The organism is Streptomyces sp. WAC03905 (assembly GCF_057371075.1).
This window is the reverse complement of the sequence record NZ_JBXYDZ010000003.1, coordinates 5,455,637-5,470,409: the sequence shown is the minus strand read 5'-3', so window position 1 is coordinate 5,470,409 and position 14,773 is coordinate 5,455,637. Positions and strand designations below refer to the sequence as shown.

The 14,773-nt window shown below is 74.0% G+C and carries 13 protein-coding genes, 1 other RNA gene and 1 pseudogene; 6 read left to right on the top strand and 9 right to left on the bottom strand.

Annotated features, from left to right (window positions below; translation table 11 throughout):
* The first annotated feature begins 69 nt into the window (after positions 1 to 69).
* Both AC2RP6_RS27250 and AC2RP6_RS27245 read left to right on the top strand, forming a co-directional pair.
* A complete protein-coding gene (locus tag AC2RP6_RS27250; RefSeq protein ID WP_486448576.1) occupies positions 70 to 1,386 on the top strand; it encodes a Bcr/CflA family multidrug efflux MFS transporter in 1,317 nt (438 codons plus the stop codon).
* A 57-nt stretch (positions 1,387 to 1,443) separates the two neighbouring features.
* Entirely contained in the window at positions 1,444 to 2,454 is a 1,011-nt protein-coding gene (locus tag AC2RP6_RS27245; RefSeq protein ID WP_486448575.1) for a small ribosomal subunit Rsm22 family protein, read from the top strand.
* 11 nt (positions 2,455 to 2,465) lie between these two features.
* Here AC2RP6_RS27245 and ddaH read toward each other — a convergent pair.
* A pseudogene (gene ddaH / locus AC2RP6_RS27240) lies at positions 2,466 to 3,293 on the bottom strand (dimethylargininase); the annotation flags it as partial.
* A 160-nt stretch (positions 3,294 to 3,453) separates the two neighbouring features.
* Between ddaH and AC2RP6_RS27235 the strand changes: the two are divergent.
* Positions 3,454 to 4,065 carry a TetR/AcrR family transcriptional regulator gene (locus tag AC2RP6_RS27235; protein ID WP_486448574.1) on the top strand — a complete coding sequence of 204 codons (612 nt, stop codon included), beginning with the start codon at positions 3,454 to 3,456 and terminating at the stop codon, positions 4,063 to 4,065.
* A gap of 170 nt (positions 4,066 to 4,235) precedes the next feature.
* Entirely contained in the window at positions 4,236 to 4,985 is a 750-nt protein-coding gene (locus AC2RP6_RS27230; RefSeq protein ID WP_486448573.1) for a bifunctional DNA primase/polymerase, read from the top strand.
* A gap of 34 nt (positions 4,986 to 5,019) precedes the next feature.
* On the opposite strand, the gene yaaA is transcribed toward AC2RP6_RS27230, so the two are convergent.
* From yaaA to AC2RP6_RS27215, 3 genes are read right to left on the bottom strand one after another with little or no spacing between them, the layout of a single operon-like run.
* Positions 5,020 to 5,823, bottom strand: a complete 804-nt coding sequence (yaaA, locus tag AC2RP6_RS27225) for a peroxide stress protein YaaA (RefSeq protein WP_486448572.1) — start codon at positions 5,821 to 5,823, stop codon at positions 5,020 to 5,022.
* A gap of 51 nt (positions 5,824 to 5,874) precedes the next feature.
* Positions 5,875 to 6,720, bottom strand: a complete 846-nt coding sequence (locus AC2RP6_RS27220) for a hypothetical protein (RefSeq protein WP_486448571.1) — start codon at positions 6,718 to 6,720, stop codon at positions 5,875 to 5,877.
* Positions 6,717 to 7,451 (bottom strand): MerR family transcriptional regulator, encoded by a 735-nt coding sequence (locus AC2RP6_RS27215; RefSeq protein WP_486448570.1) that lies wholly within the window; start codon positions 7,449 to 7,451, stop codon positions 6,717 to 6,719. The genes AC2RP6_RS27220 and AC2RP6_RS27215 overlap by 4 nt, the downstream gene beginning before the upstream one ends.
* 77 nt (positions 7,452 to 7,528) lie before the next feature.
* Here AC2RP6_RS27215 and rnpB point away from each other — a divergent pair.
* An RNA gene (rnpB, locus tag AC2RP6_RS27210) (RNase P RNA component class A) lies at positions 7,529 to 7,930 on the top strand.
* A 404-nt stretch (positions 7,931 to 8,334) separates the two neighbouring features.
* On the opposite strand, the gene AC2RP6_RS27205 is transcribed toward rnpB, so the two are convergent.
* From AC2RP6_RS27205 to AC2RP6_RS27195, 3 genes are read right to left on the bottom strand one after another with little or no spacing between them, the layout of a single operon-like run.
* Positions 8,335 to 9,699 (bottom strand): bifunctional RNase H/acid phosphatase, encoded by a 1,365-nt coding sequence (locus tag AC2RP6_RS27205; RefSeq protein ID WP_486448569.1) that lies wholly within the window; start codon positions 9,697 to 9,699, stop codon positions 8,335 to 8,337.
* Positions 9,699 to 10,442, bottom strand: coding sequence for a zinc ribbon domain-containing protein (locus AC2RP6_RS27200; RefSeq protein WP_486450462.1), 744 nt, complete (start codon positions 10,440 to 10,442; stop codon positions 9,699 to 9,701). The genes AC2RP6_RS27205 and AC2RP6_RS27200 overlap by 1 nt, the downstream gene beginning before the upstream one ends.
* Positions 10,439 to 11,296, bottom strand: coding sequence for a Nif3-like dinuclear metal center hexameric protein (locus tag AC2RP6_RS27195; protein ID WP_486448568.1), 858 nt, complete (start codon positions 11,294 to 11,296; stop codon positions 10,439 to 10,441). Before AC2RP6_RS27195 ends, AC2RP6_RS27200 begins: the two co-directional genes overlap by 4 nt.
* Before the next feature lie 224 nt (positions 11,297 to 11,520).
* Between AC2RP6_RS27195 and AC2RP6_RS27190 the strand changes: the two genes are divergently transcribed.
* Positions 11,521 to 12,654, top strand: coding sequence for a hypothetical protein (locus tag AC2RP6_RS27190; protein ID WP_486448567.1), 1,134 nt, complete (start codon positions 11,521 to 11,523; stop codon positions 12,652 to 12,654).
* A gap of 15 nt (positions 12,655 to 12,669) precedes the next feature.
* Here AC2RP6_RS27190 and AC2RP6_RS27185 read toward each other — a convergent pair whose 3' ends face one another.
* Together AC2RP6_RS27185 and AC2RP6_RS27180 are read right to left on the bottom strand one after the other, a co-directional pair.
* Positions 12,670 to 13,611 (bottom strand): 3-oxoacyl-ACP reductase, encoded by a 942-nt coding sequence (locus tag AC2RP6_RS27185; protein WP_486448566.1) that lies wholly within the window; start codon positions 13,609 to 13,611, stop codon positions 12,670 to 12,672.
* Between the two features lie 42 nt (positions 13,612 to 13,653).
* Positions 13,654 to 14,730, bottom strand: a complete 1,077-nt coding sequence (locus AC2RP6_RS27180) for a Zn-dependent alcohol dehydrogenase (protein ID WP_486448565.1) — start codon at positions 14,728 to 14,730, stop codon at positions 13,654 to 13,656.
* Positions 14,731 to 14,773 lie beyond the last annotated feature (43 nt).

Sequence of the window (14,773 nt, the reverse complement as noted above, 5' to 3'; positions counted from 1 at the left end):
ACGTTCCGATTGCTGAGAGCATGGGTCGGTCAGGGGTGCATAAGAGCAGATGAGAAGACTGGAGTTCGCATGTCGGAGAGAGGCCCCGCGACGGCACCCTCGCACGACTCGTCGCCCGAATCGCCCTCCGCGCACGTCACCGCGCCCCTGAAGGCGGCACGCCGTACGAGCCTGCTCGTCACCTTCATACTCGGCGGGCTCACCGCCCTCCCTCCGCTCTCCATGGACATGTACCTGCCGGCCCTGCCGCAGGTGACCGACGCCCTGAGCAGCCCCGCCGCCACGATCCAGCTGACCCTCACCGCCTGCCTCGCCGGCATGGCCCTCGGCCAGCTCGTCATCGGTCCGATGAGCGACCGGTGGGGGCGCCGTCGCCCGCTGCTCGTCGGCATGGCCGTCTACGTCCTGGCCACCGCGATCTGCGCGCTCGCCCCGACCGCCGGGCTGCTGATCGCCTTCCGGCTGCTCCAGGGACTGGCCGGGGCCGCCGGCGTCGTCATCGCCCGTGCCGTCGTCCGCGACCTGTACGACGGCGACGAGATGGCCCGCTTCTTCTCCACTCTGATGCTCATCTCCGGCGCCGCCCCGATCGTCGCGCCGCTCATCGGCGGCCAGGTGCTGCGCTTCGCCGACTGGCGGGGCGTCTTCGTCGTCCTCACCGCCGTCGGCACGGTCCTCACCCTCATGGTGTGGCGCGGCCTGGGCGAGACCCTGCCGCCCGAACGGCGGCACACCGGCGGCGTCGGCTCCGCGCTGCGGACCATGCGCGGCCTGCTCGGCGACCGGGTCTTCGCCGGCTACACCCTGACCGGCGGATTCGCGTTCGCCGTCCTCTTCTCCTACATCTCCGCCTCGCCCTTCGTGGTGCAGGAGATCTACGGGGCCTCGCCCCAGACCTTCTCCCTGCTCTTCGGCCTGAACTCCGTGGGTCTGATCCTCGTCGGCCAGATCAACGGCAAGCTGCTGGTCGGCCGGGTCCGGCTGGACAAGGTGCTGGCCGTCGGGCTCGCGGTCGTGCTGACCTCCGCGGTGTCCCTGCTGCTGATGACGACGGGAGTCTTCGGCGAGGTCGGACTGACCCCGATCGCCGCCGCGCTGTTCGTCCTGATGTCGGCGATGGGCATCGTGCTGCCGAACACCAACGCGCAGGCGCTGATGCGGACCCCGCACGCGGCCGGATCGGCCTCCGCGCTGCTCGGCACCTCCTCCTTCCTGGTCGGCGCGGTCGCGTCCCCGCTGGTGGGCATCGCGGGCGAGGACACGGCGGTACCCATGGCACTGGTGCAGCTGGTGTGCGCGGTGCTCGCGGCGAGCTGCTTCCTGGCCCTGTGCCGGCCCTGGCAGCAGCGGGACGCGCACGCCGCGCCCGCCCCCGTCACGGACTGAACCGGGGGGCGGGGCCTCGCGGACGGGCCCGGCCCCGGCCCGCCGTAAACTCGGCAGGTGAACGCCTCCGCCCCCACCACCGCCGAGACCCTCCGCAGCACGCTCGGCGGGCTGCTCGACGGACTCCCGCCCAAGCAGGCCACGGCCGCCGTCGAGCGGCTCATCGCCAACTACCGGGGCCGGACCCCCACCGACGCGCCCGTCCTGCGTGACCGCTCCGACGTCGCGGCGTACGCGGCCTACCGGATGCCCGCCACCTTCGAGGCCGTACGGGCCGCCCTGGACGCCCTCGCCGACGCGGCGCCCGGCTGGGCTCCGGGCTCCCACGTGGACGTGGGCGGCGGCACCGGCGCCGCGACCTGGGCCGTGGACGCCACCTGGGACGGCCCGCGGGAGACGACGGTGCTGGACTGGGCCGAGCCGGCGCTGGCCCTCGGCCGGGAACTGGCGACGGCCTCCGGCTCGCCGGTGCTGCGCGGCGCCGAGTGGCGCCGGGCCGTCATCGGCTCCGGCATGGCGATCCCCGACGCCGACCTGGTGACGGTCTCGTACGTCCTGGGCGAGCTGACCGAGCAGGCCCGTACCGCCGTCGTCGCCGAGGCGGCCCGCGCCGGACGCGCGGTGGTGCTGATCGAGCCGGGCACTCCGGAGGGGTACCTGCGCATCCGCGAGGCCCGCGAGCAGCTGATCGCGGCCGGGCTGCGGGTCGCCGCCCCGTGCCCCCACGACGGGACCTGCCCCGTCGAGGTCGGCCAGGACTGGTGCCACTTCTCGGCGCGGGTCAGCCGCTCCTCCCTGCACCGGCAGGTCAAGGGCGGCTCGCTGCCGTACGAGGACGAGAAGTTCAGCTACGTCGCGGCGACCCGCTTCCCGGTGGAGCCGGCCGCCTCCCGGATCACGCGCAGGCCGCAGATCCGCAAGGGGCTCGTGCTGCTGGAACTGTGCGGCCCCGAGAAGGGCGACGGCGCGGGCCTGACCCGGACCAACGTGACCAAGCGCCACGGCGGCCTCTACAAGGCCGCGCGCGACGCCGACTGGGGCCAGGCCTGGCCGCCGCCCTCGGAGTAGGGCACCGCCCCCTACGGACGCAGCTCCTGGGTGCAGCACTTGACGCTGCCGCCGCCCTTGAGCAGTTCCCCGAGGTCCATCGGGACCGGCTCGAAGCCCCGGTCGCGCAGCGGGCCGAACAGCCCCGTGGCCGCCTGCGGGAGCAGGACGTGCCGGCCGTCGGACACCGCGTTCAGGCCGAGGGCGGCCGCGTCCCAGCCGTCGGCGATCAGCGCGTCGGGGAAGAGCCGCCGCAGCACGCCCTGGCTGCCGGGCGAGAAGGCGTCGGGGTAGTACATGACCTCGTCGCCGTCCAGGACGCTGAGCGCGGTGTCCAGGTGGTAGTAGCGCGGGTCCACCAGGTCGAGGCCGACGACGGGCCGGCCGAAGAACTCCTGGGCCTCGGAATGCGAGAGCGGGCTGGAGCGGAAGCCCCGGCCGGCGAGGACGAAGCTCGCCGTGACGGCGAAGTCGCCCTCGCCCTCGTTGACGTGGGCGGGCTCGTGGACGTCCTGGTAGCCGTGGTCGCGGAACCAGTCGAGGTGGATGCGGGCCTCGGGGCCCCGCTCCGGATGGGCGAACCGGGCCCCCAGGACCCGGCCGTCGACCACCAGCGCCCCGTTCGCCGCGAACACCATGTCGGGCAGCGCGGGATCGGGTACGAGGGTCTCGACGGTGTGGCCCAGGGACAGGTACCGGTCCCTGAGGTCTTCCCACTGTGCCTGGGCGAGGGGCAGGTCCACCGGTTTCGTGGGATCCATCCACGGGTTGATGGAGTACGTGACCTTGAAGTGTGCGGGTGGGCACATCAGGTAGCGCCGGGGTGTGGCGTCTCTGCGCAAAGAAGGCTCCTCACGACTTTCACGACTCGGGACGAGTGCTGGAAAGAATCGTCTCTCCTGGACCGGTACGACGCAGTGGACCGATGGGGTGGTTTACGAGAACGACGAACGGAACCGAACGGAACCGGACGGAGCCGGACGGAGAGGAGACGAGACGTCTCGCTGCGATACTGCGGGCATGACCAAGACCCCTGACGCCACGCGCCGCAGCGACCGCTCCCGGCGCGCCATCCTCGACGCCGCGCTCGCCCTGGTCGGGGAGGTCGGCTACAACAAGCTGACCATCGAGGCCATCGCCGCCCGCGCCGGCGTCGGCAAGCAGACCATCTACCGCTGGTGGCCCTCGAAGGCCGCCGTCCTCCTCGAAGCCTCCCTCGCCCTCGCCGGGGACGCGGAGGCGGAGGCGGAGTGGACCGGCTTCCCCGACACCGGGGACCTCGCCGCCGACCTGAAGCACGTCCTGCGCGCGACGGTCGACGAGTTCAACGACGAGAAGTACGAGGCCCCCGCGCGCGCCCTGGCCGCCGCCGGAGCCAACGATCCCGAGCTCGGCGCCCGGTTCACCGAGCAGCTCCTGGAGCCGCAGCTCGCCCTGTACGAGGCCCGGTTGCGCACGGCCCGCGAGGCCGGCCAGCTCGCGCCCGACACCGACCTGCGGCTGACGGTCGAGATGCTGGTCGGCCCGCTGACGTACCGCTGGCTGATGCGCACCGCGCCCCTCACGCACGCGTACACCGACGCGCTGGTGGACAAGGTGCTCACCGGGGTGGCAAACGTCACCGCGCGCTAGCCCCCCGACAACCTGCGTTCACCCGGGAATGTTTGCCTTGATTCTGTGGGTATGTTGCGGTTGGCGCTCACCCGTCCCCGGCCCCCCGGTCATCGAGAGCGGTCACCCGGGGCGCAGGATGGTGGGACCATGTGAAGGTCTGCCGGGGCAACGGTGAGGTGAGGGGATAGATGGGGTCTGAGTCCGGCCGCGTCAAACGCGGCGAGCAGAGCAGGATTTCCCAGTGGCTGCGCCGGCGGCAGAAACCCACCGCCGAGGACCCGGCGGGAGAGCGCGAAGCCCTCCTCCTGGCCGTCGCCGCCGCCGGTCTCCCGCTCGCCCCGGCCGCCCATCCCGTCGGCTACCGGTGTTCGTGCGACCGGATCGGCTGTCCGACCCCGGCCCGACATCCGGTCTCCTTCGCCTGGCAGACCCAGTCGACCACCGACCGCGCACAGATCGAGCGCTGGGCCCGCAACGAGCCCCGGGCCAACTTCATCACCGCGACCGGCATGGTCCACGACGTACTCGACGTCCCCCTGGAAGCCGGCGCCGCCGCCCTCGCGCGGCTCCTGGAGGCCGACGTCAAGGTCGGCCCCGTCGCCGAGTCGGGCGGCACCGGCGACCAGGCGCGGATGCTCTTCTTCACCGCCACCCGCGGCACCCCCGAGGACGAGGACGAGTGGTGGCCGTGCGCGCTGGACTGCCACCCCGAGACGATGGACGAACACCCCGGCCTGCGCTGGCACTGCCGCGGCAGCTACGTCCTGGTCCCGCCGGCGGCCCTCCCCGGTGACCAGGCGGTCACCTGGATCCGCGGCATGGAGCACCCCCTCCCGGACCCGCTCTCCCTCCTGGAAACCCTGACCGACGCCTGCGCCGCCTACGCGGACACCTCCGAGCGCACCCCGGCGACGGTGGCCTGGCCCCTGGGCCGTTGAGGCCCGGCGCGCCGGGGGTGCCCGGGCCGGCGCGTCAGTGGTGGATCTGCGTCACGACCACGTCGAGGGACCAGGCCCGGCCGCCCTTCGCGGGGGCTTCCGCCTCGACGACGTAGCCCAGGTCCCGCAGGGCCGTGACCAGCTCGGCCGGCGAGCCGGGAACGGCCCCCGCCACCAGCAGGTCCCGGACGAGCCGGCCCTTCGTCGCCTTGTTGAAGTGGCTCACCACGGAGCGCTTCTCCACGCCGTCGACCAGCTGCGAGTGCAGCACCCGCACCGTCGCCGTCCGGCCCGCCACCTCACCCTTCGGCTTCCACGCGGTCGCGTACGCCGCCGAACGAAGGTCCAGCACCAGTCCGTCCCCGGCGGCCGCGGGCAGCACTTCGGCCATCGGCCCGCGCCAGTACGCGCCGAGCGCGCCCAGTCCCGGGAGCTTCACGCCCATCGAGCAGCGGTAGGAGGGGATCCGGTCGGTCACCCGCACCGCGCCCCACAGCCCCGAGAAGACGAGGAGCGCGTCCTCGGCGGCCGCCCGCGCCGCCGCGGGCAGATCGGCCAGGCCCAGCGCGTCGTAGAGCACGCCCGTGTAGACCTCCCCCGCCGGGCGGGCCGCCGCCGAGCGCAGCCCGGCGTTCTTGGCGACCTCACCGCGCAGGCCCTCGCTCAGGCCCAGCACCTCACGGGCCTTGAGCTCATCGCCCGCGCAGAGCTCGACCAGCTCCTCCAGCACCGCGGCCCGGGCCGGCGCCAGACCGGGCAGGGACAGCTCCCGCGGCTCCAGCGGTGCGCCGGAGCCCCCGGCGGCCTTTCCCTCGGAGGGCGGCAGCAGCACGAGCACGGTGGTTCTCCTTCAGTACGACACGACGCGGGGATGCGGCCCCGGACCAGCCTAGGGGGTGTTCGGCGACCGGCGGACGGCGGTGACCAGGGCGCGGGGGTCGTCGGCGTGGAAGCGGATCGTGCGGGCCGTCCCGCGCGCGCCGAGCGGGCGGGTGAAGGCCAGCGGACGGTTCAGCTCCAGGGTCACCGTGGTCTGGCTGCCGACGATGAGGTCGAGCACCCCGTCGTCGGAGACCGTGACGAGCCGTCCCTCGGGGTAGCGGCGGTCCACCCGGACCGACGCCACCGCGTCCGGCGGGACGGCGAGGTCGAAGAGGGCGCCGTAGCGGATCCGCAGCGAGCCGTCGGCGCCGACCACGTGCGGCCGGGTCACGCAGGCGGCGTGCAGCGCGAGCAGCAGCACGATCCCGTACACGTCCAGGACGAGCACCACCCGGTGCACCGCCGGCCACGGGATGAGCAGGGCCAGCGCGACCGTCTCGACCACCGACACGAAGACCATCCCGTACATCATGGCCGTCTGCGGTCCCGTGTAGCAGGCGGCCAGGTCCCCGGGCCGCACCCCGTGCCGGCGGCGCAGGACCCACCGGCCGAGGGAGGCCCCGGCGCGCAGCTCGTGCCGCAGCAGCCGCCGCACCTGGACCGGCACCACGGCCCGGACCGCCGTCCGCAGCGCGGCCCGGGGTTCCTCCCCGGCGGCCCGGGCGGCGGCGTACAGGCGGTGCAGCACCCGTGCCTCCAGCAGGAGCACCCCCAGCACCACGGCCTCCGCGGCGGCCAGGGCCGGCGCGGGCAGCCGTACCCCGGCAGCGGCGCACACCACGAGCGCCAGCTCCGCCGGGAGGACCGCGGCCACCGCGATCCGCGCCGCCCGCACCCCGCGCACGGCGCTCATCTCCCGCCCCTCTCCAGGAAGGCCTCCATCACCCGGCGGACGACCTCCGCCTGCGCGGGCGGGTACTCGGCGAGCAGCGCCTCCTTGAACCCGGGGACGACCACCCCGTCCCGGGGAACCGCCGCGAACACCTCCTCGGGGACCGCCGCCACCAGCTCCGCCGCGAGGTCCGGGATCCGCGGATCGTCCGCGGCGGCGTCCGCGAGCTCGTCCAGCCGCTCGTACAGGGCGAGCACCGCCGGGTCGGCGGCCAGCGGCCCGAGCGCGGCGTAGATCTCCTGTCCACCCGCGCCCGTCGCGTCGAGGAGCGTCAGGTGTTCGCGGTCCTTCGCGGCGGCCGGGGACGACGTCCGCGGCGCCTTCGCCAGCAGCGCGGCGAGAGCGGGCGAGAGCGGCTCGCCCTCCCCCGGCCCGGCGGCCAGGAGCACCGCGAGCCGTCGCCGGCGCTCCTTGATCTCGGCCTCCTGCCGGGCGAGGTCGGCGTCGAGCTCCTCCAGCACGTCGGCCAGGTCGCGCCCGGCGTCGTCCGCGAGGACGTCGCGCACCTCGTCGAGGCCGAGCCCCAGCTCGGTGAGCCGGCGTACGCGGGCCAGCAGGACGGCGTCACGGACGCCGTAGGCCCGGTATCCGTTGGGGCGCCGCTCCGGCTCCGGGAGCAGCCCGACATGGTGGTAGTGCCGGATGGCCCGGGTGGTGACCCCGACGACCGCGGCGATCTCTCCGATCCGCATGCGCCCAGTAGAAACCCTGACGTCGCGGCAAGGTCAAGCGGCGACGGCACAGCCGGTAACATGGTCGCCACGGCAGACGAGTCGGCCGGGCGGCCGCGTCGGGATCCTCGGATCCCGCCGAGGAACGTCCGGGCTCCACAGGGCAGGGTGGTGGGTAACGCCCACCCGGGGTGACCCGCGGGACAGTGCCACAGAAAACAGACCGCCGGGGGCTTCGGCCCTCGGTAAGGGTGAAACGGTGGTGTAAGAGACCACCAGCGCCTGGGGTGACCCAGGCGGCTAGGTAAACCCCACCTGGAGCAAGGTCAAGAGGATCCGTCCCCGGACGGGTCTGCGCGAACGCTTGAGGGCTGCCCGCCCGAGTTCGCGGGTAGACCGCACGAGGCCGGCGGCAACGCCGGTCCTAGATGGATGGCCGTCTCCCCGGCGACCGCGAGGTCCCCGGGCGACAGAACCCGGCGTACAGGCCGACTCGTCTGCCCCTTCCACTGCCGTTCGGATTGGCCGGCGCCCTCCGGGGCTCCGCCCCGGACCCCGCGCCTCAAACGCCGGCGAGGCTGGGATGCTGCGGGCTGGTGCGCGGGGCCGCCGAGGGGTGTCTCCTCGGCTCGGCGCGCGCGAGCCTTCTCGGCTGTGGTCCCCCCGCGACGGGCACGGCAGTGGGGCGGGGACACGGCGGAGTGTCCCCACAGGACGAGGCGCCACCCCCGGCAACCACCGCGACATGCCCGCGCGCGCCGAGCCGAGGAGACACTCCGCCGGGGCACCGCCCCACACCCCACGAAGCCACCGCCCCGCACATCCAGCCCCGCCGGCGATTGAGGCGCGGGGTCCGGGGCGGAGCCCCGGAAACCACCGGGCCGGGCCCGGCCGTCGGCACGGCTTACCGCAGGTGCGCGGTGTCGTTCAGGAGGCGGACCGAGGCGTTGCCGTCGGCGTAGTAGGCCACCGCCGAGAGGGACGCCGCCGACAGTTCCATGCGGAACAGCGACTCCGGAGGGGCGCCCAGGGCCAGGCGTACCAGGATCTTGACCGGGGTCACGTGCGTGACCAGCAGGACCGTGCGACCCGCGTGCTCGGCCAGGAGCCGGTCGCGGGTCGCCGAGATCCGGCGGGTGGCGGCCGCGAAGCTCTCCCCGCCGCCCGTCGGGGCGGCCTTCGGGGAGTCCAGCCAGGCCTGCAGGTCGTCCGGGAAGCGTTCCTGCACCTCGGCGAAGGTCAGGCCCTCCCAGGCGCCGAAGTCCACCTCGCGCAGGCCCTGTTCGACCGTCACGTCGAGGCCGAGGCGGTCGGCGACGGCCTGCGCGGTCTCGCGGCACCGCAGCAGCGGCGAGCTGATGACCGTCTGGACGGTGCCGCGGGCGGCGAGCGCCTCGGCGACGGCCGCCGCTTGGCGGCGGCCCGCCGGGGACAGCTCGGGGTCGCTCCCGCCGCTTCCGGAGAAGCGCTTCTGCGGGGTGAGTGCGGTCTCGCCGTGGCGCAGCAGCACGAAGGTGGCCGGCGCGCCCATGTCGGGACCCCAGCCCTGCCCCGCTGCGGGGACCGGGGCGGTCGGAGCCGCCTGCGGGGCCGGTCCGCCCGTGCCGGCGCCGCTGGTGGCCGGCGTACGGGACGACGCGGGAGCGGTGGCCGCGCCTGCCTCGGCGGTCTCGGCAGCCGGTGAGCCGAACAGCGTGTCGGCACCGGCGGCGGTGCCGCGGGAGGCGGCCAGGGCGGCGCGCGCCGCCGCGGCGCCCGCGGCGGCGTTCCCGGGCGGGCCGGACGGCGGCGGGGTGGACAGGGACCGAGCCGCGGACGCGTCGAGGGCGGCGGAGGAGGCCGACGGCTCCCACTGCTCGCCGCGCTTGCCCGCGTCCATCGCCTCGTTGGCGAGCCGGTCCGCGTGCTTGTTCCGCTCGCGCGGGATCCACTCGTACGTGACCTGCGCGCGCGGCAGGATCCGCGCGGCCTCGGCCGCGAGCGGCTTCATGTCCGGGTGCTTGATCTTCCAGCGGCCCGACATCTGCTCGACGACGAGCTTGGAGTCCATCCGGACCAGGACCTCGGCGTCGGCCGCCAGTTCACGGGCCGCCGTGAGCCCTGCGATCAGGCCCTTGTACTCCGCCACGTTGTTCGTCGCGACGCCGATGTACTCGGCGCGTTCGGCCAGCGTCTCGCCCGAGGCCGGGTCGAGGACGACCGCGCCGTAGCCGGCGGGCCCCGGGTTGCCCCGGGACCCGCCGTCCGCCTCCACGACAAGACGGGGCATCAGATGCCCGAGTCGGCCGTACGGACCAGGATGCGGCCGCAGTTCTCGTGACGGACGACCTGGTCGCGGGCCGCGGCCTTGATCTCGTTGACCTCGGCCATGTCGAGCTCCAGGCGGCAGCCCTCGCAGCGGCGCTGGTAGAGGCGCGCGGCGCCGACCCCGCCCTGCTTGACGCGGATCTTCTCGTACAGGGCCATCAGGTCGGCCGGCATGGACGTGACGATCACCTCGCGGTCCTTGGTGACCTTCGCGGCCTCGGCGTCGATCTCGGCGGTGGCCGCGTCGCGGCGGGTCGTGGCGTCCGCGACCTTCACCTCCAGGGCGGAGACGCGCTCGGTCAGCTCGGAGACGCGCTCCTGCGCGGCCTCCAGGCGTTCCATGACCTCCAGGACCACGTCCTCCAGGTCACCCTGGCGCTTGGCGAGGGAGACGACCTCGCTCTGCAGGTTCGCCAGGTCCCGGGCCGAGATGCCCACGCCGGAGTCGAGCCGCTGCTGGTCGCGGACGGCGCGCTGGCGCACCTGGTCGACGTCCTGCTCCGCCTTGGTCTGCTCGCGGGCCGTGTCGCTCGCCTGGGTCTGGGCGGCCACCAGCAGGTCGCGCTGCTGCGTCAGGTCCTTGGTGAGCGTGTCGAGTTCGGCGTGCTCGGGCAGGGACTTGCGCTTGTGGGCGAGCTGAGACAGCCGGACGTCCAGCGCCTGGACGTCGAGAAGTCGGATCTGGTCGGCGGGCTCGGCGTTCAGTTGGGGGCTCCAGAGATAGAAGGGGAGGGTACGGACGGCGCGTGCACCGTCCACGGGTCGGTGACCGTGCGCGAGACGTGGGTGCGCAGACCCCAGCCGTGGCGCTCGGAGATCGCGTCGAGCTGCGCGGCTGCCTGCTCGCACCAGGGCCATTCGGTGGCCCAGTGGGCGGCGTCGACGAGGGCCAGCGGGCTCTGCTCGCGGGCCTCGGAGACCGGGTGGTGCCGCAGGTCGGCGGTGACGAACGCGTCCACGCCCGCGGCGCGGACCTCGGCGAAGAGGCTGTCGCCGGAGCCGCCGCTGACGGCGACGCGCCGGATCATGGCGTCCGGGTCGCCGGCGACGCGGATGCCCTGGGCGGTCGGCGGCAGCCAGGCCGCGCAGCGGGCGGCGAACTCGCGCAGGGTCTCGGGGCGGTCCAGCTCGCAGATCCGGCCGAGGCCGCGGCGGCCCTCGGGGTCGCTCGGGTCCGGCACCAGCGGGCCGGTGATCCGCAGGTCCAGGGCACCGGCGAGGGCGTCGGAGACGCCCGGGTCGGCGGTGTCGGCGTTGGTGTGGGCGACGTGCAGCGCGATGTCGTTCTTGATCAGCGTGTGCACGACGCGGCCCTTGAAGGTGCCGGCCTCGACCGTGGTGGTGCCCCTCAGATAGAGGGGGTGGTGGGTGACGATCAGGTCGGCCCCCAGCTCCACGGCTTCGTCGGCGATCTCCTGGACCGGGTCCACGGCGAAGAGGACCCGGCCGACCTCGGCATCGGGGTCGCCGCACACGGTTCCGACCGCGTCCCACTGCTCGGCCCGCGAGGGGGGCCAGAGAGCGTCCAGCGCGGCGATGACTTCAGAGAGACGGGGCACGGGCCAAGGCTACCGTCCGTGGCGGCCGGCCCGGTCAGCACCGGTACCTGCGAAGCGGCCCGCCACCCGCCCGGAGCGCCTGCCTTTCGATGCCGCACAGCACAATCGCACCGCCCATCACAGACGAATCGCCGCCCGGACACCCTTACGTGTGAAGCCGCCTTGGTCGTGTTGTTCGGCGGGAATCCCGAAAACTAGCTTCCTCACCGGAGGTGACGGCCCGGATGACTGTCTGTGCCATCGAGATGACGACCACGGCCCCGTTCACGATCTCCGCGGACGGGTCGTACGCCGCCCGGCTCGCCGGGAACGGAGAGGCCCGCTACGCGGAACGCTGGACCCTCGCGGGTCCCGAGCCCTACGCGGTGCCGCTGCCCCTCGCACAGCCCGAGGAGGCGGACAGCGAGCTCCTCCCGCTGACCGACGGGCGCGTGCTGATCCACCGCAGGGTCGCGGACCGGCACGCCTTCGCCCTGCTCTACCCGACGGGCGGCGCCGCGGCCGGGCCGCGCACCGGGGAGCTCCAGCTGGGCGGCGTGGACGCGGAGGAGGGCGTACGGGTCTTCCTGCTGCCGCCGGCCCCGGACGGCTCCGCCGCCTTCGCGGTGGCGGCGTCGGACACGGTGACGACGCTGTGGCAGGTGGCCGGCTGCGCCTTCGGGCCGCAGCGGGTGGCCCGGATCCCGGGACGCTGCTCCGGCGGGGTGTGGCTGGACCGCACGGGCCGGCTGCTGGCCCTGGACCGGGAGCTGGAGGGCACCACCAAGGCCGTCACCGTGGACCTGGGCGGCGACGGCAGGGTGACCCCGCTGCTCCAGATCACCGAGGACAGCGACGACCGGCTGGTGCTCGCCGACCCGGACAGCGGGCTGCTGCTGATCCGCTCCGACGCCCCGGGCGAACCGCGCCTGGGCTGGGGAGTGCTGGGCAGCTCGCGTCCGGTGCGCTTCCCCGAGTGCCTGCGGCTGGGGGACGCCGTGCCCTTCGCCGTCCAGCCCGGCCAGGCGCTGATGCCGGAGACCTGCGGGGTGGCGCTGCGGCTGCCCGAGGGCGACATCGGCCTGTGGCGCCCGGCCGACCGGCACGTCTTCCGGCTGGCCGCCCCCGCGGGGTGGCTCGGCGGGACGGGCCTGTGGAGCGCGCAGGGCCGCCTGCACCTGCCGTACGCGATCCCGCAGGTGCCCTGCGGGATCGTCGCAATGGCCCTTCCCCCGTCCCCTCCCGCGCCGGTGCACGGGGGCCCGCCGGTGGGTGCGGATCCGTCGGCGGGTGGGGACCCGTCGGTCCGGGCGGACCCCCCGCGCCCGCCGTCGCCCCGCCCGGTCCCCCTCCAGCAGGCACCTCTGGCGGGGCGGTAGGAAGGCGGGTCCGGCTCAGCCGTGCCTGAGGCCCAGGACCTCGGGCGCGGCGAAGGTCTCGTTCGCCGGGCGGGAGGCGTAGTACGGGGTGAGGACCCCGTCGAGCTCCTCGTAGGAGAAGGACTCCTTGCCCGTGTCGAACTTCGCGGCGACCTTCGGGCGCTCCATGACGACCACGATGCCGCCGTGGACGACGAAGAGCTGTCCGTTGGCCTGGGCGGAGGCGGGTGAGGCCAGGTAGCCGACGAGCGGGGCGACGTGCTCGGGGGCGAGGGCGTCCAGCCGGCCGTCCTCGGGGACCTCGAAGCCGGCGAAGACGTCCTCCGTCATACGGGTGCGGGCGCGCGGGCAGATGGCGTTGGCCGTCACCCCGTACTTCGCGAGGGCCAGGGCGGTCGAGGTCGTCAGGCCGACGATGCCGCCCTTGGCCGCCGCGTAGTTCGGCTGGCCGGCCGAGCCGCCGAGGAAGGCCTCGGAGGAGGTGTTGACGATCCGGCCGTAGACGGGGCCGCCCGCGGCCTTGGACCGTTCGCGCCAGTGCGCGGAGGCGAAGTGGGTGGTGTTGAAGTGGCCCTTGAGGTGGACGCGGATCACCGAGTCCCACTCCTCCTCCGACATCGAGAAGATCATCCGGTCGCGGAGGATGCCGGCGTTGTTGACCAGGACGTCGAGCTTGCCGTAGGTGCTCACCGCCAGCCCGACCAGCTCACGGGCCTGCTCGAAGTCGGCGACGTCGCCGAGGTGGGCGACGGCCTGCCCGCCCGCGGCGCGGATCTCCTCGGCCACCTCCTGCGCCGGAGCGGCCGAGGCCTCGCCCGAGCCGTCCCGGCCGGGCTGGCCGAAGTCGTTGACGACCACGCTCGCGCCCAGCCGCGCGAGCTCGATCGCCTCGGCCCGGCCGAGCCCGCGGCCCGCGCCCGTCACGATGGCGCTGAGCCCCTCAAGTGGGAGTGACATCGGTGGTGTTCCTCTCAGAGCTGGTCGGATCCGGCAAGGCGGTCAGAGTTCGATGCAGGTGCGCAGGGCGACGCCCGTGCGCATCTGGTCGAGGGCGTCGTTGACCTCCGCCAGGCTCACCCGGTGCGTGATCAGGTTCGCCAGGTCGATCCGGCCGGCCCGCCACAGCGCGATGGTCCGTTCGTAGGAGCGCAGCACGTCGCCGCCGCCGTACATCGAGGGCAGGATCTTCTTCTCGTCGAAGAACAGCGAGAACATGTTGATCTGGAAGTTGTCGTCGAGTGCGCCCGCTCCGACGACGACGACCGAGCCGCCGCGCCGCGTCATCTCGTAGGCCTTCTGGGCGGTCGCTGACTTGCCGACGACCTCGAAGACGTAGTCGAAGCCCTCGCCGGCGGTGATCCGGTTCTTGGCGTCGCCGAACTCCTCCGGGGAGACCGCCTCGGTCGCCCCGAAGCGCAGGGCCGCCTCGCGGCGGGACGCGACCGGATCCACGGCGACGATCTGGGCCGCGCCCTGCACCTTGGCGCCCTGGATGACGGAGATGCCGACGCCGCCGCAGCCGATGACGGCCACCGAGGAACCGGCTTCCACCTTCGCGGTGTTGATGGCGGCGCCCAGGCCCGTGGTGACCCCGCAGCCGATCAGCGCCGCGATGTCGAAGGGGAGGTCGTCGGGGATCGGGACGGCGCAGGCGGCGGGGACGACCATCTCCTCGGAGAAGGTGCCGGTGCCGGCGAAGCCGAAGATGTCACCGGCGCCCCGCTTGAAGTTGGGGGTGGCGACGTTCCCGAAGGCCTCCAGGCACAGGTGGCCCTGACCGCGCCGGCAGGACGGACAGTGGCCGCACGGCGGGAGCCAGCAGACGAGGACGCGGTCGCCGATCGCGTGGCCGGTGACGCCGTCGCCGACGTCCGTGACCACGCCGGAGCCCTCGTGGCCGGGGATGAACGGGGCGGGTTGCGGCAGGACGCCGCTCATCGCGGACAGGTCCGAGTGGCACAGCCCGGTGGCCTTGATCCGGATCTTCACCTTGCCGGGGCCGAAGCCCACGGCCTCCATGTCGTCGACGACTTCCAGCTTGTCCTGGCCGATCTCGCTCTGCAGTGCTGCGCGCACGGTGCGGCTCCTGTCGGTGCTGTCAGGGGGCGGGAGGGTGAGG

Coding starts and splice junctions, on each gene's coding strand:
- AC2RP6_RS27250 (WP_486448576.1), top strand. CDS start 70: ATGTCGGAGAGAGGCCCCGCGACGGCACCCTCGCACGACTCGTCGCCC.
- AC2RP6_RS27235 (WP_486448574.1), top strand. CDS start 3,454: ATGACCAAGACCCCTGACGCCACGCGCCGCAGCGACCGCTCCCGGCGC.
- AC2RP6_RS27230 (WP_486448573.1), top strand. CDS start 4,236: ATGGGGTCTGAGTCCGGCCGCGTCAAACGCGGCGAGCAGAGCAGGATT.
- AC2RP6_RS27220 (WP_486448571.1), bottom strand. CDS start 6,720: ATGAGCGCCGTGCGCGGGGTGCGGGCGGCGCGGATCGCGGTGGCCGCG.
- AC2RP6_RS27215 (WP_486448570.1), bottom strand. CDS start 7,451: ATGCGGATCGGAGAGATCGCCGCGGTCGTCGGGGTCACCACCCGGGCC.
- AC2RP6_RS27205 (WP_486448569.1), bottom strand. CDS start 9,699: ATGCCCCGTCTTGTCGTGGAGGCGGACGGCGGGTCCCGGGGCAACCCG.
- AC2RP6_RS27190 (WP_486448567.1), top strand. CDS start 11,521: ATGACTGTCTGTGCCATCGAGATGACGACCACGGCCCCGTTCACGATC.
- AC2RP6_RS27185 (WP_486448566.1), bottom strand. CDS start 13,611: ATGTCACTCCCACTTGAGGGGCTCAGCGCCATCGTGACGGGCGCGGGC.